Raw genomic sequence first — 17,433 nt, forward strand, 5'->3', positions numbered from 1 at the left:
CCGGATTGGGCCGCTACCTCGCCCTGCGGGTCGGACAGGCCGCGCTGGCGTTGTTCGGCGTGTCGATCGTGGTCTTCGCCCTGATGCACCTCGTCCCCGGCGACCCGGTCCGGGCGGCGCTGGGCACGCGGTTCACCCCGGAGTTGTACGAGGCGCTGGTCGAGCGCTCAGGCCTCGACCAGCCGTTGGTCGTGCAGTACGTGGACTGGATCGGGCGGGCACTCGTCGGCGACCTCGGGGTCAGCTTCCGCACCGGGCAGCCGGTCACGACCATGCTGGCGCAGCGCATCCCGGCGACCGCCCTGCTGGCCGTGGGCGCGATGCTGATCGGGCTGCTGGTCGCCCTGCCGGCCGGCATCGTCTCCGCCGTGCGCCAGGGCAAGGCCGCCGACTACGCCGCCAACACGTTCTCGCAGATCGGCGTGTCGATCCCGGACTTCTGGTACGGGATCCTGCTGATCCTGATCTTCGCCCGGGTGTTGGGCTGGCTGCCGCCGGGGGGCTACCGGCCCCTGACCGAGGACCCGGGCGCGGCGCTGCGCTACCTGGTCCTGCCGGCCGTCACGGCCGGTGTGGTCACCGGCGCGATCCTGACCCGCTTCGTGCGCTCCTCGATGCTGGAGGCCCTCAACGCCGAGCACGTCCGCCTGGCGCGGGCCAAGGGCCTGCCGTGGCGCTACGTGCTGCGCCACCACGTGCTGCGCAACGCCTGGATCCCGATCGTGACCGTGACGGGCCTGCAGCTCGGGACCCTGCTCGGCGGCATCGTGATCGTGGAGATCGTCTTCTCCTGGCCGGGGATCGGCCGGCTCGCCCTGGACGCGGTCGAGACCCGCGACTACCCGGTACTGCAGGGGGCCGTGCTGCTGATCGCGGCGGTCTTCCTGGTCATCAACCTCCTGGTCGACCTGCTGTACGCGCGGCTCGATCCGCGCATCCGGGTGGGAGCGTCGACATGAGCCAGATCGACACGGGCGCCGACCGCCAGGAGCAACCGGGTGAGGGGCCCGGCACGCTCGAGCGCCCCAGCGCGAAGCCGGTACCGCGCTGGCGCGAGACGCTGTCGGTGCTGCTGGCCAACCGCCTGGCGGTCTTCGGGCTGGTGCTGCTCGCGTTGCTGCTGCTGACCGCGATCTTCGCCGACCAGCTCGCCCGCTACCCCATCAACGCCCAGAACCTCGCCGAACGCTTCTCTCCACCCTCGGGTGAGTACTGGTTCGGGACCGACGAGCTCGGCCGCGACCTCTACAGCCGGGTCGTGATGGGCTCGCGCATCTCGCTGCAGGTCGGTGCGGTCTCGGTCGGGATCTCGTTGGTGGCCGGCACCCTGATCGGGCTGATCGCCGGCTACCGCGGCGGGTGGGTCGACACGGTGTGGATGCGCACCATGGACGTGTTGTTCGCCTTCCCGGTCATCCTGCTGGCGATCGCGCTGGTCGCCGTGCTCGGTCCCTCGCTACGCAACACGATGATCGCCGTCGGGATCGTGTTCACCCCGATCTTCGCCCGGGTGGTGCGCGGCAGCGTGCTGAGCGTCCGCGAGGAACTGCACGTCCGCGCCGTGCGGTCGCTGGGCGCCAGCGACTGGCGGATCATCGGCCGGCACGTGCTGCCCAACGTCGCCGCCCCGATCATCGTCCAGGCTTCGCTGAGCCTCGCGTTCGCGATCCTCACCGAGGCGGCGCTCAGCTTCGTGGGGGTCGGCGTGCAGCCACCCGACCCGGCCTGGGGCCTGATGCTCTCCGACGCGCAGCGCTACCAGACCCAGGGGTGGTGGCTGTCGGTGTTCCCCGGCGCCGCGATCTTCCTCACCGTGATGGCCTTCAACCTCCTCGGTGACGGCCTCCGCGACGCCCTGGACCCCAAGCAGCGCTCCGTGATCGAGTCCCGGGGGGTGGAGTGATGACACGGACGGGCGACAGCCGGCAAGAGGTGGTGCTGTCCGTACGCGACCTCGAGGTGTCGTTCGCGACCAAGCGCGGCCTGGCCCAGGTCGTGCGTGGTCTGGACTACGACCTGCACCGCGGCGAGACGCTGGCGCTGGTCGGCGAGTCCGGTTCCGGCAAGTCGGTGTCGACCCTGGCGCTCACCAAGTTGATCCCGATGCCGCCCGGGCGCGTGTCGGGGACGGCGCACCTCGGCGACACGGACCTGCTGTCGCTGTCCGAACGCGAGTTGCTGGCCGTCCGCGGCCGCCGGGTCGGCTTCGTGTTCCAGGACCCGATGACCTCGCTGAACCCGGTGCACCCGATCGGACGCCAGCTCGTCGAGGGCATGCGCCACCACCTCGGCGTGTCCGAGCAGGAAGGCCGCGAGCGTGCCGTGGACCTGCTGCGGTTGGTCGGCATCCCGGCCGCGGAGAAGCGCCTGGACGACTACCCGCACCAGTTCAGCGGCGGCATGCGCCAGCGCGTGGTGATCGCCATCGGGCTCTCGTGCGATCCCGAGGTGCTGATCGCCGACGAGGCCACCACCGCCCTCGACGTCACCACCCAGGCCCAGATCACCGAACTCGTCGACCGGCTCCAGGAGGAGCTGGGGATGGCGGTGATCTGGATCACCCACGACCTCGGCGTGGTCGCGTCGATCGCGGACCGGGTGCTGGTCATGTACGCCGGCGAGATCGTCGAAGAGGCGCCGGTCGACGAGCTGTTCGCCGACCCGCGGCACCCCTACACGGTCGGGCTGCTGAAGTCGCTGCCCGTGCTGGGCGCGTTCGAGCGCGAGGACCTGGCCGCCATCCCCGGCCTGCCGCCGGCACCGATCGACCTGCCGCCGGGCTGCGCCTTCCATCCGCGGTGCACGTACCGGCACGACGAGCGCTGTGCGGTCGAGCGCCCGCCGTTGCGCGAGGTCGCACCCGGGCACCGCATCCGCAGCTTCTACGAGGTGGCCGAGGCCGACCGGCGCGAGGCCGCGACCGTCGGCGCCGCCGAGCCGGCCGGGGTGGAGGAGCAGGGATGAACGACGCGCTGCTCGAGGTCGACGACCTCCACGTGCACTTCCCGGTGGGGCACCGCCGCCGGGGCGGCGAGCGGTCCGCGGTCCGCGCCGTCGACGGCATCAGCTTCGACATCCCGCGCGGCCGGACGTTGGGGCTGGTGGGTGAGTCCGGCTGCGGCAAGTCCACGACCGGCCTGGCGGTGCTGCGGCTGCTCGAACCCACCAGCGGCACGGTCCGCTTCGACGGCACGGACCTGTCCAGCCTGAACCGCAAGCAGCTGCGCCGCTTCCGCCGGCGGGCGGCGATGATCTTCCAGGACCCCTACGCCTCGCTCGACCCGCGCCGGTCGATCGGTGACGCGATCGGTGAGGCGCTTGACATCCACGGCCTGCACCAGGGCAAGCCGGCCCGCCGCGACCGGATCGGTGAACTGCTCGAGCGCGTGGGCCTGCACCCCGACACGGCTGGCCGTTATCCCCACGAGTTCTCCGGTGGTCAGCGACAGCGGGTCGGGATCGCACGGGCGCTGGCGGTCGAACCCGACTTCCTGGTGTGCGACGAGCCGATCGCCGCCCTGGACGTGTCCATCCAGGCGCAGGTGCTCAACCTGCTCGCCGAACTGCAGCAGGAGCTCCGGCTCACCTACCTGTTCATCGCCCACGACCTCGCGGCCGTCCAGCACGTCTCCGACCGGATCGCGGTGATGTACCTCGGGCGGGTGGTGGAGATCGGTGACCGCCGGCAGGTGATCACCGACCCCCAGCACCCCTACACCCGCGCGCTGTTGTCGGCGGTCCCGGTGCCCGACCCGGTGCTCGAGCGCGAACGCCGCCGGGTGGCACTGGCCGGCGACGTGCCGAGCCCGATGGACCCGCCGTCGGGATGCCGGTTCCGCACCCGGTGCCCGGAGGTGTTCGAGGCCTGTGGCCGCGTCGATCCGGACCTGATCGACGTGACGCGCGGGGCGCACGACGCCCCCGGCCACCGGGCCGCCTGCCTGCTGCACGGCGAGGTCGGCCAACCGGTCGAGCGGTCGGAGCACCCCGACGCGAACGCGCGCGACGCCGGATTGGATGGCGCCCTGTCGAACTGACGAAGGGCGCACCATGAGCGAGCAGGACGCGGACCGCACCCCCGGCGGGGACTCCTTCGAGACCGACCGCCTCACCGACGATCAGCCGCCGCGCGAGGACCTCATCCCGGTCGAGGAACTCGACGAGATCGCCGAGGCGGAGGCGACGGAGGCGGACCCGTACCTCAGCGAGGACGACGCGGCGCTGCCACGACCGGCAAGCGAGGACCTGCCGGAGTCGCAGGGCATGGACGTCGACCTCGGCGACAAGATCAGCGAGGACTACGCGGACCGTCCGCGACTCTCCGACGAGGAGCGGTGAACCACGCCGAGAAGTCGTGAAACCTTGTCCAGTCGGGTGGGCCGCGGTCGCCGTCCGCCCGACCTTCGGTTCAGGGAGACTTCAGCCGCCCCGCTCCTAGGGTCCCGGACGTTGGGAGGGGCCGCATGCCTCCATCGGGACAGCAGGAGCGGGGAACCGGGCCGCGAAGCGAGCCCGCGGAGGCGCCGCGAGGCGACGCCTCGACGGCGCCGGTCGACGGTGCGGCAACGCCGACGGCGACGCCGGCGCGCCTGAGCCGCCGGTCGTTCCTCGCCGTGACCGGGACGCTCGCGACGGCGGCCGTCGTGCCGGGCTGCACGACCGACCGCGCGACGGTGCCCGGACCCCAGGAAGGTCCCTCGGCGGTCCCGCAACCCGGTGTGCAGGTGCCCGAGGCGACCGGCGCCGCGACCCGCTTCCTCAACCCCGACCAGTACGAGCTGCTGGAGGCGATGGCGGCCCGGCTGATTCCCGGCGACGAGGACGACCCCGGTGCGGTACAGGCCGGGGTCGTCGACTACATCGACCGGCTGCTGGCCACGCACGAGGGCTACCCGCAACGCACCTACACCATGGGGCCCTTCGCCCGCGGCTACGAAGGCGACGAGGAGCCGCCGGCCGAGCCGGGCATCGTCTGGGTGCCGGCGGACGAACTCGACCGCTACGGCTGGCAGGCCGGGCAGACACCGCGTGAGCTGTACCGCATGGGGCTCGCCCGCTTCCAGGAGCTCGTTGCCGCCCGGCACGGCGGGGCGAGCTTCGTCGAGCTGAGCGAGGACGAGCAGGACGCCCTCATCGAGGCCATCGAGGACGACGAGGACGACGACGTCGGCGAGATCTTCGACCCGATCCCGGCCGGCACCTTCTTCGAGCTGGTGCACAAGCACGTCGTCGAAGGCTTCCTCGCCGATCCCATGTACGGCGGCAACCGCGACATGATCGGCTGGCGCCTGATCGGCTTCCCCGGGGCGCAGCGTGCCTACAGCCCCGAGGAGATGGTGGACCCGGACTTCAGCCGGCCACCGCAGTCGCTGGCCATGCTGCCGATGCTGCACGGCGCCCATCGCGGTGACACGACCGCGCTGGGGTCGGTGCGCCGGCGTCACCCGAACGGACCGATCGACTGATGGGGGCGGCGTGATCGAGCATCCCGAGGTCGACGTGGTCACCGTCGGTGCCGGCTGGACGGCCGGCATCGCGGCCCAGCAACTGACCGCGCAGGGCCTGACGGTCGTGTCGATCGAGAAGGGTCGTGCCCAGTGGACGTGGCCCGACTTCGCCCACAACCACGACGAACTGCGGTTCACGGCCCGCCACGAGCTGATGCACGAGATCGAGCGCGAGACGTGGACCTGGCGGCCCAACGACCGGATGCCGTCGCTGCCGATGCGTCAGTACGGCGCCTTCCACCCCGGCTCCAACGTCGGCGGCGCCGGCGTGCACTGGTCCGCCGTGATGTGGCGGTTCCTGCCGACCGACTTCGACTACCTGTCCCACCACACGGAGCGCTACGGCCGCGACCTGCTGCCGGACGGGCACAGCAACCAGGACTGGCCGGTCGGCTACGACGAGCTCGAACCCCACTTCACCCAGTTCGAGGTGGACACGGGTATGTCGGGTCAGACCGGCAACCTCAACGGCGAGATCCTCGAGGGCGGAAACCCCTACGAGGGGCCCCGCAGCCGGCCGTATCCGTTGCCGCCACTGGCGCCGACCCGGGCCGGGCTGCGGTTCGCCGAGGCCGCCGAGGCACTCGGCTACACCCCGTTCGTGCAGCCCTCGTCGATCCTGTCCGAGGGCTACACCGACATGTCGGGCGAACCGCGGGCGGGCTGCGTGTACTGCGGGTTCTGCACCCGCTACGGCTGCCACGTGGACGCGAAGTCCTCCGCGCTGACGGCCCACATCCCGATGGCGCTGGACACCGGCCGCTACGAGATCCGTACCCGCTGCTACGTGACCCGGATCCCCGTCGACGACACGGGGCTGGCGACGGGCATCGAGTACCTCGGCCCCGACGGGCGCGAGCACTTCCAGCCCGCCCGCACCGTGCTGGTCAGCGGCTACACGATGTCCAACGTGCGCCTGCTGATGCTCTCGACCAGCGACGCCCACCCCGACGGCATCGGCAACGCGCGGGGGCAGCTCGGGCGCAACGCGACCCACCAGATCTGGCAGCAGCCCACCATCGGCCGCTTCGACGGCGAACGCTTCAACACCTACATGGGCAACACGTCCACTTCGCACGCGATCTACGACTTCGCCGGCGACGTGTTCGACCACAGCGGCCTGGGGTTCATCGGCGGCGGCCAGTTGTTCGCCGACGCGGGTGAACGGCTGCCGATCGGCACGGTCGAGGGCATCCCCACGGCACAGGGCGAGGGCGCGGAGACCGCGGACGGCGAGCCACGCGAATGGGGCCAGGCCTTCAAGGACCGCATCCGTCACTGGGACTCGTACATCCCGATCACGATGCAGGCCGAGAGCCCGGCCTACGAGTTCAACCGCTTCGACCTCGATCCGACCTACACGGACTTCTTGGGGCGTCCGTTGCTGCGGATCACGTTCGACTGGACCGACAACGAGCGGCGCATGTACGCGTTCATCGCCGAGCGCGCCATGGAGATCATGGACCGGATGCAGCCGACCGCCCGCGTCGACAACCCGGAGATCGAGCCCTACAACGTCGTCGACTACCAGTCCACGCACATCCAGGGCGGCGCCATCATGGGCACCGATCCGTCCAACTCGGTCACCAACCGCTACGGGCAGGTGTGGGACGCACCCAACGTCGTGGTGACCGGGGCGGCGCTGTTCCCGCAGAACCCCGGCGCGAACCCCACGGCCACCGTGAACGCGCTGATGTACCACACGCTCGAAGCGATGCGTGAGCAGAACTACTTCCGCGCTCCGGGTGAGCTGCTGTCGTGAGGGGGTGGTCGGTGGTGCTGGTGTGCGGCGGACTGCTCGCGGGCACCGTCGGCTGCAGCGGAACCGGGGCCACCGACGCGCAGGTGCTCATGACGGGCGAGTTGCGTTTCGAACCGACGACGGTGGAGATCCCCGCCGGGGGCAGCGTGACCTGGCGCAACGACGGTCAGCGACCGCACACGGTGACGGCCATCGACCGGGACCGGCAGCCGACCGGCGACTTCGACTCGGGGGAGATCATCGGGACCGGCACGTTCACGCACACGTTCCAGGCGGCGGGGACCTACGTCTACCACTGCGAGTTCCACGGCCGCTCGGAGATGGTCGGCATCGTCGAGGTGACCCCGTGACCCGGCGTGCCGCGGCGGCGGCCCTGCTGGTGACGTTGCTCGCCGGCTGCGCCGGTCCCGAGGCGATGCTGGACCCCTTCGGGCCGTCCGCCCGCAACACCGCCCTGCTGTGGTGGATCATGTTCGGGATGGGCACGGCGGTGTACGTCGTCGTGATGGTGCTCGTCGTGCTGGCCTTCCGCCGCGGTCGCCGGCGGCCGGCCGACGACCCCGCCCTGGCGGCGCGCGACGAGGACACCTCGCCGGTCAACCGCCGGCTGATGATCTTCGGCGGCATCGTCGGCCCGGCCCTGGTCCTGCTGGTGCTCAACGTCATCTCCGTGCCGATGGGCATGGCCGTCGGCGACCGGGGCGCCTCGGCCGAGGGCGTCGAGGGCTTCGCCGAGGAGGACGTCGTCGTCAACGTGACCGCCGAGCTGTTCTGGTGGCGCGTGGAGTACCCCGGCCGTGACGTGATCACCGCCAACGAGATCCACATCCCCGCCGGCGAACAGGTCCGCGTGCGCCTGACCAGCCAGGACGTCATCCACAGCTTCTGGGTGCCCAAGCTGGCCGGCAAGATCGACGCCACCCCCGGCCACACCACGGAGCTGGTCCTCGAGGCCGACGAACCGGGCCGCTATCGGGGCCGCTGTACGGAGTTCTGCGGGCTGGCGCACGCGCAGATGATCATCCATGTCGTGGCCCAGGAGCGGGCCGAGTTCGACGCCTGGGTCGAGCACCAGCAGCAGCCGCAGCCACAGCCGCCCACCGAGCGCCTGGAGGAGGGCCGGCAGGTCTTCTTCGGCTCCTCGTGCGTCTACTGCCACACGGTCGACGGCCATGGACCTCCCAACCAGATCGGCCCCGACCTGACGCATCTCGCCTCCCGAGAGACCATCGCCGGCGGCATCCTGCCCAACAACCGCGGCAACCTCGCCGGCTGGATCGTGGACCCGCAGGCCCAGAAGCCGGGCAACCTGATGCCCGGCACCCAGATCGCGGGTGAGGAACTCGACGCGCTGCTCGACTACCTCGAGTCGCTCGAATGAGCGCGGAGACCACCGTCCTGCACGAGGCCGACTACGCCGTCCTCGACCGCACGTGGGACCGCAAGCCGGGGCTGCGCGGCTGGCTCGGGCAGTGCAACCACAAGACCGTCGGCCTGCGGTTCATCGTCACGTCGCTGTTCATGTTCCTGCTGGCCGGCGCGCTGGCGCTGGTGATGCGGATGCAGCTGGCGGTGCCGGAGGCCAACGTCACGACGCCCGAGGTCTTCAACCAGCTGTTCACCATGCACGGCACGCTCATGATGTTCATGTTCGTCGTGCCGATGTTCGAGGGCCTGGCGATCTACTTCCTGCCGCTGCAGCTGGGTGCGCGCGACATGCCGCTGCCGCGGATCAACGCGTTCGGCTACTGGGCCTACGTCGGCGGTGCCGGGCTGCTGCTCACGAGCATCTTCTTCGGGGCGGTGCCCGACGGGGGCTGGTACGCCTACGTGCCGCTCACGACGGCCGAGTACTCGCCGGGGTTGAACCTCGACTTCTGGCTCCTCGGGGTCACGTTCGTGGAGATCTCCGCGATCGTGGCGTCGATCGAGATCATCGTGCTGATCTTCCGCTCACGCGCACCCGGCATGACGCTGGCGCGGATGCCGATCTTCGCGTGGGCGAACCTCGTCACCTCCGGGATGATCCTCGCGGCCTTCCCGCCGCTGGTCGCCGCCAGCCTGCTGCTGGAGGTCGAGCGCAAGCTGGGCACCGCCTTCTTCGACGCCGCCCGCGGTGGCGACCCGCTGCTGTGGCAGCACCTGTTCTGGTGGTTCGGCCACCCCGAGGTCTACATCCAGCTGCTGCCGGGCCTCGGCATCCTCGCGGCCGTCATCCCCGCCATGACCCGCCGGCGCCTGCCGCTTCGCTGGCTGGTCGTCGGGTCGTTCATCGCGATCGGGATCGTCAGCTTCGCGCTGTGGGTGCACCACATGTACGCGACCGGCATCCCGACCCAGGCGCTGCAGTTCTTCGGTGCCGCCAGCTTCATGATCACGATCCCGACCGCCGTAATCATCTTCGCCTACGTCGGCGCGGTCTGGACCGGGCACGTGCGCTGGACCGTGCCGATGCTGTTCGCCGTCGCCTTCCTGGTGGTGTTCATCCTGGGCGGCATCACGGGCGTCATGGTCGCGGTCGTGGCCTTCAACTGGCAGATCCACGACACCTACTTCGTGGTGGCCCACTTCCACTACGTGCTGTTCGGCGGCTCGGTGTTCCCGATCTTCGCCGGCCTGTACTACTGGTTCCCGAAGCTGACCGGCCGCCAACCCAACCGCGCCGCCGGCCTGTGGGCGTTCTGGCTGATGTTCATCGGCTTCAACGTCACCTTCATGCCCCAGCACATCCTCGGGTTCCTCGGCATGACCCGGCGCCTGTGGACCTACGAGGCGGGCCTGGGCTGGACGATCTGGAACGTCATCTCGTCGGCCGGCTCCGGCCTCCTCGGCCTGGGCGTGCTGATCAGCGTGGTGGCCTTCGCCGTCGCGTGGCGCCGGGGCGAACCCTGCGGGGACGACCCGTGGCAGGCGTCGTCGCTGGAATGGTCGTTGCCGTCGCCGCCGCCGAACGAGAACTTCGCGCACCTGCCGGTCGTGACCGACCAGGAACCGCGCTGGGACGCCGGTTCGCGGCCACATCCCCACGAGACGACGGCCTGGTACCAGGAGCTGGCGTCCCCACCGGAGGGCCAGCGCGAGGCCGTCCTCACCACCGTCGCCGACGCGCGACCGCAGGCGATCGTCGTGCTGCCCGGCCACTCGCTGTGGCCGCTGTGGCTGACGCTGGCCATCCTCGTCGGCCTCGTGGGCGTGCTGTTCGACCTCTACGTCGTCGCGATCGTCGGTCTGGTCGGCATCTTCGTCACGCTGGTCGGCTGGCTGTTGCCCGACAGCCTCGTGGACGCCCGTCCGGCCGCGGACGACGACGCTCCCGGCGACCCCGCCGCGACCGGAGGTGGCCGCCGATGAGCCTGCGCACCGCCCGCAACGTCCGCGCGATCGGCGCCGAGGAGGGCCGCACCATCGGCTGGTGGGGCACCGTCATCGGGCTGATCGCGCTGGCGCACCTGGTCGCGGCCGCCAACGTCGCGGCCGTCTATCTCCGCTCGGTCAGCGGTACCTGGCCGCCCGGCGCGATCGACCCACCCGAGGTCTGGCTGAGCCTGCTCGCCGTCGGCCTGGCGGTGGCGGCCGCGGCCGCCACGGGCGTCGCGGCGCGTGGCTTCCGCGACGCCACGCCGCTGCGACTGCCGTTGCTGTTGGTCGCCGCCGTGCTGGTGCTCGCGGCCGCCGTCATCCGCGGCGGGGTGACGATCTTCTCCGACCACCCCGTGACCGAGCACGCCTACTGGTCGATCCGCTGGTTCCTCGGCGGCATCGACATGGTGCTCCTCGGTTCCACCGGCCTGGCGCTGCTGGTGGCTGCGGTCCACGCCGTGCGCGGCTGGACGGTGCCGGGCGCCCACGCCGAACTCGCGTCGATCACCCTGTGGACGGCGACCGTCGCGGTCTTCGTGAGCGTCAGTTGGCTCGTGCTGACGGGTGTGACGTTGTGGTGGGGAGGGTGAGCATGGCCGTCACCGAGCAACCTCCCGCGGCCGAGGACGTGCGGCAGCCGCCGTGGTGGGCGATCACGCTGGTCGCTTTCGGCGCGACCATCGTGTGGGCCGTCCGCTTCGGCCTGAGCTACCTGATGGTGCCCGCCGCGTGCGAGGTGGGTGACTGGCTGCTGCACGCCATCAGTGCCGTCGCCCTGCTCGGCGGTGGCGCGGTCACGGCACTGAACGTCGCCTGGCTGCGCCGACCGCTGGGCACGCAGGCCCGCTTCGCGCTGCTGTTCGGGCTGACGCTCAACGGCTTCTTCGTCCTGGTGACCGCGCTCGAGGGGCTCACCGTGTTCTTCGTCGACTCGTGCATGAAGGGGGCGATCCCGTGAGAACGCCCCGGCCGCTGTTTCCCGTCCTCGCCGTCGTGGGCGTGGTCGGGCTGCTGCAGGGTTGCGACGACGGCGGACAACCGGTGGCCTTCGCCGACGTCGAGCACGGCCGCGAACAGTTCGTCGGCTACGGCTGCGGTGCCTGCCATCAGGTCGACGGCATCCGGCAGGCGCGCGGGCGGGTCGGACCGGATCTCAGCGACCTCCCCGACCAGCGCATCGTCGCCGGTCAACTCCCGAACACGCCCGAGCAGGTGTCCGCCTTCATCCAGAACCCGCAGGAGTACGCCCCCGGCACCGGCATGCCCAACCTCGGGGTCACGCCCGAGGACGCCGAGGCCATCACCGCGTTCCTGTTCGACCAGGGGTGAGTGCCGTGCCCGCCGTCCTGCTGCCCGCGGTCGGCGTCGCGCTGCTGTACCACCGCGGCGCCCGGCGCGCCGGGCTGGCGCCCGCCCGGCGCTGGGCCTTCCTCACGGGGCTGGCGATCGTGGTCCTCGCGCTGACCCCGGCGTTGGAGGGCCTCGCCGACACGAGCTTCGCCTGGCACATGGTCCAGCACCAGTTGCTGACGCTGGTCGCGGCGCCGCTGCTGGCGTCCGGCGGCGCGCTGCGGGCCGTGCTGGCCGCCCGGCGACGGCCCGGCGGCGCCGCGCACGACCCGGCATCCCCGCCGCCGAGCGGGCTGCGCGGCTGGCGTGTTCCCGGCGATCCGGGCGTGCGGGTCGTGCTCGCGGCGGTCATGGGCCTGGGCGTGATGCTGGCCTGGCACCTGCCGCCGCTGTTCGAAGCCGCGCTCGCCGATCCGCGCCTGCACGGCCTCGAGCACCTCAGCCTGCTGGGTTCGGCCGTCGTGCTCTGGACGGCCATCTGGCGGGCCGCCGAGGAGTCCCGCTACGTGCTGGCCGCGGTGCTCGCCGCCGCGGTCAGCGCCGTCGGCGGCGCCGTGCTCGGCGTGTTCCTGCTCGGTGCGAGCGAACTGCTCTACCCCTGGTACGCCGGGCAGCCCGGCGCCCTCACGAGCCAGCGCGTCGGCGGTGCGCTGATGAAGGTCGGCGCCCTGGTGGTCTACGTGGGCGTGGCCGTCACGCTCGTGGTGCGGTGGCTGGCTCGCTCGGCACGTGAGCCGGCGGGGACAGGGTCGTCGCCGGTTGGGTGACGTCGATGACGAGACACCGCACCGGGGAGGTCAGCTCGTCGCGTCCGGGTTCGATGCCGTCCGGCACCCGCTGGCCGAGCTCGCGCAGCACGTCGCACGCCGCGTCCCGGATCCGCAGCAGCGGCCGGCGGCCGCCCAGGTCGTCCGGTTCCAGCCGCAGGTGCAGGCGCGTCGGCACGCGCACCATCAGGGTCGTGTAGACGCGCCCGAGCTCGCGCAGGTCGCGACGGTCGACGACGTGACGCAGGTACGGGAAGACCTCCAGCTCCTCGCGATCGGTGTGCTCGACCAGGTTGCGGTGGACGTGCTGGAACGCGGTCCGGAAACCCTCCGAGGCCAGCGGCAGGCGCAGCGCCGACAGCAGGAGCCGTTCGAGCAGGTCCTCCTCCTCGAGGCGGTGGATGGCCAGTTCCTGACCGCTGGGGAGCCGCTCGGCCACGATCGGGTGCAGCAGCAGCTGCTCGATCGCCTCGTGGGCCAACAGGTCGATCGCCAGGCCACGAAGCAGCCGCTCGCCGCGGCGGGTGGGGGCGTCGAGGAAGGACCGGCAACGCTCGTCGAACCGTCGGTGGTCACGTGCGAGGACGTGCAGCAGATCCTGAGCGCTTTTCATCGTTTCCTCCCCGTTTCCCGCCGAGTCTCACGACCGGCGGAGGAGCATGCCCCTCGCCGGCGCGTCCCGCAGGAGGTGGCCGGCCCGTCGCGCCTGGTCGAGCGACCAGCATGTGGGCGTGTCGCGCCGTCTGACAACCGGCCGCGCGTCCCTCGCCGAGCGCGGAGCGCGCCCGGCGCGGGCCGGGCGCGGGCCGGGCGCGGTACGCGGCTCAGTCGCGCTGATCGCCGCTGTGCGGGGCCTGGCCGGGGTTGGCGGGCCGGGAATCGGGTCCCCGTCCCACCTTGGGGTGGTGCGAGTCGAGGAGGGTCGCGCCCTGGTTCTGGAGCAACTCGACGACGCTCTCGCGGTCGCGGTCCACCGTCACCGTCAGCAACCGGAGCCGGTCCGCATCGGCCGGTCCGACGTGATGAATGTCCTCACCGAGGTCGTCCTCACGCTTGTCGACCTGGATGCCGCGCGCCGTGGTGGCGATGGCGCCGCCCCAGGCACCGCCGAAGACGAGGATGAGGCTGAACGGCAGCCACTCGCGCAGCGGCGGGATGATCACGACCAGCAGCGCGGCCAGCACCGCACCACCGACGGCGCCCAGCACGGCGCGGCGGCTGCCCACCTTGAACATCCGGGTCACTTCGAGGTCGGGCGCCTCGTCGCGGTAGTCGGCCACTTCGGGCTCGCCCAGGGTGATGTGGTCGGCGGGCAGGTCGAGCTCGTCCATCAGCTCACGGCGTACCCGGGGCGCGTCGTCGCGGGCGACGAGCGCCCGTACCAGATGTTGGTCGGCCATGGTTCGCGTTGCTCCTCGGCACGTCGGCGGTGTCGGCTGCTGGGTGGGTCGTCGGCGGGTACCCGGTGAGGGCGTCAGTTGCCCATCCGGGCCGGTTCCAGCGTGGAGCCGTACAGGTCGGTTCGCCACCCGCAGCCCGGCCGGTTGTCCAGCCAGTGGCGGATGACCGGGCGCGCCCACAGCGGGGTGCGCCCGCGGGTCGCCTGCGGCGCCGGCAGGTAGCCGCGGTAGCGGTAGCTGTCGATCGTCGCCTTGGACACGCCGGCCAGCTGACCGATGTCGGCCACGGTCAGCATCGTCAGCACGTGCAGCTCGGGCGCCATCATCCCGACGACGAGGTCGCCGACCCCGGGCGAGCGGCCGTTGCGTGCCGGACGCACCAGCACGTTGTCCAGGTCGGTGGCCTCGCCCTTCACCCAGGCGACCTCGTCGGCGGTCAGCGTGCGCAGCGGCACGGAATCGGTCGGCCCGAGGTGGATGGCGAAGACGTCCGCGAGCGTCAGGTCGGTGGCCCCGGGCACCGGGTCCCCCCAGCCGTAGCGCCACACACCGTCGGCACCGCGGACGTAGGTGTCGTTACAGCAGGTCAGTTCTCGAGTCATCAGTGATCTCCGCTGTCGACGACCTCGCCGTCACCTTGACGCACGAACCCGGGTGGGGTGAGCCGGTCGTGTGTCCAATTGGTCACGTCTCGTGACACGCGCGGCGCCGACGCGGGACGAACGGCCTCCCGTCGGGCGGCCGGGGCGCCCGCGGGCGACCGCCCCCGTCGCGGTGTGAGGTGAACGCCCAGACGCCGGCGAGCCGGGACCGGCGCGCGACGCGAAGGGCCGCCCATGCGGGACGACCAGCGGGGACACGACCACAGCTACTGGCGGGCCACGACCGACGCCTCCTCGCTGGCACCGCTGCAGGGGCTGGCCGACGCCGACGTGACCGTCGTCGGCGGCGGGATCGTCGGCCTGACCACGGCGGCGCTCGCGGCCGAGGCCGGACTCCGGGTCGTCGTCCTGGAGGCTCGCGGCCTCGCCAACGGGACGACCGGTGGCACGACCGGCAAGCTGACGGCGCAGAACGAGACCCGCCTCGCCCGGCTGCGATCCGAGGTCGGCGCCGACGCCGCCCGCCACTACGCACGCGCGAACCAGCGTGGCATCGAGATCTTCGACCGCCTGGTCGCGGACCACGCCATCGCCTGCGACCGCGAGGAGGTGCCGGCCCACCTCGTGGCGTTGACGGAGCAGCAGGAGCCGTCGCTGCACGAGGAGGCCGCGGCCGCCCGCGAGGCCGGCCTGACCGTCGAGGTCGGCCCGGCACCGGACGAGGTCCCGTTCGCCGGCCGACCGTGCCTGACCGTGCCGGACCAGCGCCAGATGCACGCCGTGCGCTACTGCCACGGCCTGGCGGCGAGCGTCCTCGCGCTGGGCGGTGCGGTCCACGAGCACGCTCGCGTCGTCGACGTGGTGCGCCAGCACCAGAGCGCGCGGCGCTGGCGGGTCCTGACCGAGCAGGCCGAGGTGCGCAGCGACCACGTCGTGCTGGCGACGCGACTGCCGGCGTTCCGCGACGGCCGCCTGTTGTTCGGGCGCACGAAGTCGATGTCGGCCGTCGGTGTCTCCGCGCGCCTGGACGGGCCGGCACCGCGCGGGATGTACCTGTTCCAGGAGTCCCGGACCTGGTCGGTCCGCTCCAGCCGCACCGACGGTGCCGGCGAGCACCTGATCGCCGTCGGGATGAGCGAGCCGACCGCGGCGAGCAGCGCACTCGACGGCCGGACCGGTCGACTGGAGGGCTGGGTACGCGAACACTTCCCGGTGACCAGCGTCGACCACGCGTGGATGGCCGAGGACCAGTCGCCATCCGACGGCCGTCCCTACGTCGGTGCCCTGCCTGGCGACGGCCTCTGGACGGCCACCGGGTTCGGGAAGTGGGGTCTGGCCTTCGGCAGCGCCGCCGCCGAGGCGCTCGTGACCCGCCTGCAGGGCGGACCCGACCCGTTCGCGGGCTGCTTCGACACCAACCGCGTGGAACCACCGGCCGGCTGGCGCCAGATGCTGCGCTACAACCTGCGCGTGGGTGGACTCTTCGTCGGCGACCGGCTCCGGGCCCTGCCGGCCGGCGACCTCACCCTGGAGCCCGGCGAGGGACGCCTGGTCCGCCGGGGCCGCACCCCCACCGCGGTGGCCCGGACCCGCGACGGCCCGGTCCACGCCGTCTCGGCGACCTGCACCCACCTCGGCTGCCTGGTGCGCTGGAACGCCGAGGAGGAGACGTGGGACTGCGGCTGTCACGGCTCGCGATTCACGGCCGACGGCGAGGTGCTGGAAGCGCCCGCCACCCGCCCGCTGCGGCGCATCGACCTGGACGGCCAGGGCGGCTGACGGCTCGCCGACCGGTCAGTCGGCCCCCGTCCCGTCGCGCCGGGCGGCACGGCGGGCCGCCGCCTGCTCCCGCAACCGGCGTTCGGCCTCCTCGGGCGTCGGCGCCGTGCCGCCGAGGTGCGCCGGCAACCACCAGCGGTCTTCGGCGTCGCGGGGCTGCTGCGGGTAGGCGGCCTGCTCACGTGCCAGCAGGTCACCGATGCGTCGCATCAACTCGGCGGTCGACACGGCCGGTGGCACGTCCGCGGGCGGATGCCACGGCTCGCCGTAGCGGACCGAGACGCACGCGCCCGTCCGCAGCCGCTTGGGCTGCCACTTGGTGAGCAGCCGCTGGCTGCCCCACACCGCCACCGGCACGATCGGCGCGCCGGTGCGCAACGCCAGGCGCACCGTGCCGGTCCGTCCCCGGCGTGGCACGAACGACGGGCTGATGGTGCCCTCGGGGTGCACGCCGACGACCTCGCCTCGCGCCAGCGCGGCCTCGGCGGCGGCGAACGCCGTCGTGGGGTCGCCGTGGACGTCCACCGGGATCTGCTGCATGGCCCGCAGCGCGCCCCCGACGACCCGCCCCTCGAAGAAGTCGTCCCGCGCCAGGAACCGCACGCGACGGCGTGGCGGTGGCGGCGCGAGCGCGACGAAGCAGAAGTCGAGGTAGCCGACGTGGTTGCTGGCGAGGATCGCCGGCCCCCGGCGGGGGATGTTCGCGTGCGCGGTCGAACGCACGTCGAGGCGCAGCGCACGCCAGCCCGCCCGGAAGCCGGACGCCACCACGACATACGGGTCCACGAACGTCCTCACGCGTCGGCGTCGGCGTCGTCGTACGTCCGCGCACGGGTTCGGTACGGCGACGCGCCGGGCGCATCCTGCCGCGCCGGCGCGTCGATCACCAAGACGCCGCGCAACCGT

General features: G+C 72.1%; 19 protein-coding genes. 15 read left to right on the plus strand and 4 right to left on the minus strand.

Annotation, left to right across the window (positions count from 1 at the left end):
* Positions 1-5: 5 nt before the first annotated feature.
* The 14 genes from ACERM0_RS15365 (at position 6) to ACERM0_RS15430 (ending at position 12,746) form a co-directional block, all read left to right on the plus strand.
* Positions 6-959 (plus strand): ABC transporter permease, encoded by a 954-nt coding sequence (locus ACERM0_RS15365; RefSeq protein ID WP_373679491.1) that lies wholly within the window; start codon positions 6-8, stop codon positions 957-959.
* On the plus strand, positions 956-1,903 hold the full coding sequence (locus tag ACERM0_RS15370) for an ABC transporter permease (RefSeq protein ID WP_373679492.1): 948 nt from the start codon (positions 956-958) through the stop codon (positions 1,901-1,903). Before ACERM0_RS15365 ends, ACERM0_RS15370 begins: the two co-directional genes overlap by 4 nt.
* Positions 1,903-2,964, plus strand: coding sequence for an ABC transporter ATP-binding protein (locus ACERM0_RS15375; protein ID WP_373679493.1), 1,062 nt, complete (start codon positions 1,903-1,905; stop codon positions 2,962-2,964). Before ACERM0_RS15370 ends, ACERM0_RS15375 begins: the two co-directional genes overlap by 1 nt.
* Positions 2,961-4,037 (plus strand): ABC transporter ATP-binding protein, encoded by a 1,077-nt coding sequence (locus ACERM0_RS15380; RefSeq protein ID WP_373679494.1) that lies wholly within the window; start codon positions 2,961-2,963, stop codon positions 4,035-4,037. The genes ACERM0_RS15375 and ACERM0_RS15380 overlap by 4 nt, the downstream gene beginning before the upstream one ends.
* Positions 4,038-4,050: 13 nt before the next feature.
* Positions 4,051-4,338 (plus strand): hypothetical protein, encoded by a 288-nt coding sequence (locus ACERM0_RS15385; RefSeq protein WP_373679495.1) that lies wholly within the window; start codon positions 4,051-4,053, stop codon positions 4,336-4,338.
* A gap of 275 nt (positions 4,339-4,613) precedes the next feature.
* A complete protein-coding gene (locus tag ACERM0_RS15390) occupies positions 4,614-5,465 on the plus strand; it encodes a gluconate 2-dehydrogenase subunit 3 family protein (protein ID WP_373679496.1) in 852 nt (283 codons plus the stop codon).
* Between the two features lie 10 nt (positions 5,466-5,475).
* Complete coding sequence (locus tag ACERM0_RS15395) at positions 5,476-7,269, plus strand: GMC family oxidoreductase (RefSeq protein ID WP_373679497.1); 1,794 nt, start codon at positions 5,476-5,478, stop codon at positions 7,267-7,269.
* A complete protein-coding gene (locus tag ACERM0_RS15400; protein WP_373679498.1) occupies positions 7,266-7,619 on the plus strand; it encodes a plastocyanin/azurin family copper-binding protein in 354 nt (117 codons plus the stop codon). Before ACERM0_RS15395 ends, ACERM0_RS15400 begins: the two co-directional genes overlap by 4 nt.
* Complete coding sequence (gene coxB, locus ACERM0_RS15405; protein ID WP_373679499.1) at positions 7,616-8,650, plus strand: cytochrome c oxidase subunit II; 1,035 nt, start codon at positions 7,616-7,618, stop codon at positions 8,648-8,650. Before ACERM0_RS15400 ends, coxB begins: the two co-directional genes overlap by 4 nt.
* Positions 8,647-10,620, plus strand: a complete 1,974-nt coding sequence (locus ACERM0_RS15410; RefSeq protein WP_373679500.1) for a cbb3-type cytochrome c oxidase subunit I — start codon at positions 8,647-8,649, stop codon at positions 10,618-10,620. Before coxB ends, ACERM0_RS15410 begins: the two co-directional genes overlap by 4 nt.
* Positions 10,617-11,219: a hypothetical protein gene (locus tag ACERM0_RS15415; RefSeq protein WP_373679501.1), complete on the plus strand. Its 603-nt coding sequence runs from the start codon at positions 10,617-10,619 to the stop codon at positions 11,217-11,219. The genes ACERM0_RS15410 and ACERM0_RS15415 overlap by 4 nt, the downstream gene beginning before the upstream one ends.
* A 2-nt stretch (positions 11,220-11,221) precedes the next feature.
* Positions 11,222-11,587 carry a hypothetical protein gene (locus ACERM0_RS15420; RefSeq protein ID WP_373679502.1) on the plus strand — a complete coding sequence of 122 codons (366 nt, stop codon included), beginning with the start codon at positions 11,222-11,224 and terminating at the stop codon, positions 11,585-11,587.
* Positions 11,584-11,958 carry a cytochrome c family protein gene (locus ACERM0_RS15425; RefSeq protein WP_373679503.1) on the plus strand — a complete coding sequence of 125 codons (375 nt, stop codon included), beginning with the start codon at positions 11,584-11,586 and terminating at the stop codon, positions 11,956-11,958. The genes ACERM0_RS15420 and ACERM0_RS15425 overlap by 4 nt, the downstream gene beginning before the upstream one ends.
* Before the next feature lie 5 nt (positions 11,959-11,963).
* The gene (locus ACERM0_RS15430) at positions 11,964-12,746 is read left to right on the plus strand and encodes a cytochrome c oxidase assembly protein (RefSeq protein WP_373679504.1); all 783 of its coding nucleotides are present in this window, start codon (positions 11,964-11,966) and stop codon (positions 12,744-12,746) included.
* Here the strand turns inward: ACERM0_RS15430 and ACERM0_RS15435 are convergent.
* The 3 genes from ACERM0_RS15435 to ACERM0_RS15445 all read right to left on the minus strand — a co-directional run bounded on the left by ACERM0_RS15435 (position 12,673) and on the right by ACERM0_RS15445 (position 14,748).
* Positions 12,673-13,359, minus strand: a complete 687-nt coding sequence (locus tag ACERM0_RS15435; protein ID WP_373679505.1) for a hemerythrin domain-containing protein — start codon at positions 13,357-13,359, stop codon at positions 12,673-12,675. The genes ACERM0_RS15430 and ACERM0_RS15435 overlap by 74 nt on opposite strands.
* 211 nt (positions 13,360-13,570) lie before the next feature.
* On the minus strand, positions 13,571-14,146 hold the full coding sequence (locus tag ACERM0_RS15440; protein ID WP_373679506.1) for a hypothetical protein: 576 nt from the start codon (positions 14,144-14,146) through the stop codon (positions 13,571-13,573).
* A 74-nt stretch (positions 14,147-14,220) separates the two neighbouring features.
* Positions 14,221-14,748 carry a helix-turn-helix transcriptional regulator gene (locus tag ACERM0_RS15445; protein WP_373679507.1) on the minus strand — a complete coding sequence of 176 codons (528 nt, stop codon included), beginning with the start codon at positions 14,746-14,748 and terminating at the stop codon, positions 14,221-14,223.
* Between the two features lie 234 nt (positions 14,749-14,982).
* On the opposite strand from ACERM0_RS15445, the gene ACERM0_RS15450 reads away from it, so the two are divergent.
* Positions 14,983-16,527 carry an FAD-dependent oxidoreductase gene (locus tag ACERM0_RS15450; RefSeq protein ID WP_373679508.1) on the plus strand — a complete coding sequence of 515 codons (1,545 nt, stop codon included), beginning with the start codon at positions 14,983-14,985 and terminating at the stop codon, positions 16,525-16,527.
* Positions 16,528-16,542: 15 nt separating this feature from the next.
* Here ACERM0_RS15450 and ACERM0_RS15455 read toward each other — a convergent pair whose 3' ends face one another.
* The gene (locus ACERM0_RS15455; protein ID WP_373679509.1) at positions 16,543-17,313 is read right to left on the minus strand and encodes a lysophospholipid acyltransferase family protein; all 771 of its coding nucleotides are present in this window, start codon (positions 17,311-17,313) and stop codon (positions 16,543-16,545) included.
* Between the last annotated feature and the right edge of the window lie 120 nt (positions 17,314-17,433).

Origin of the sequence: Egicoccus sp. AB-alg2 (assembly GCF_041821065.1) — a bacterium.
Taxonomy (GTDB): domain Bacteria; phylum Actinomycetota; class Nitriliruptoria; order Nitriliruptorales; family Nitriliruptoraceae; genus Egicoccus.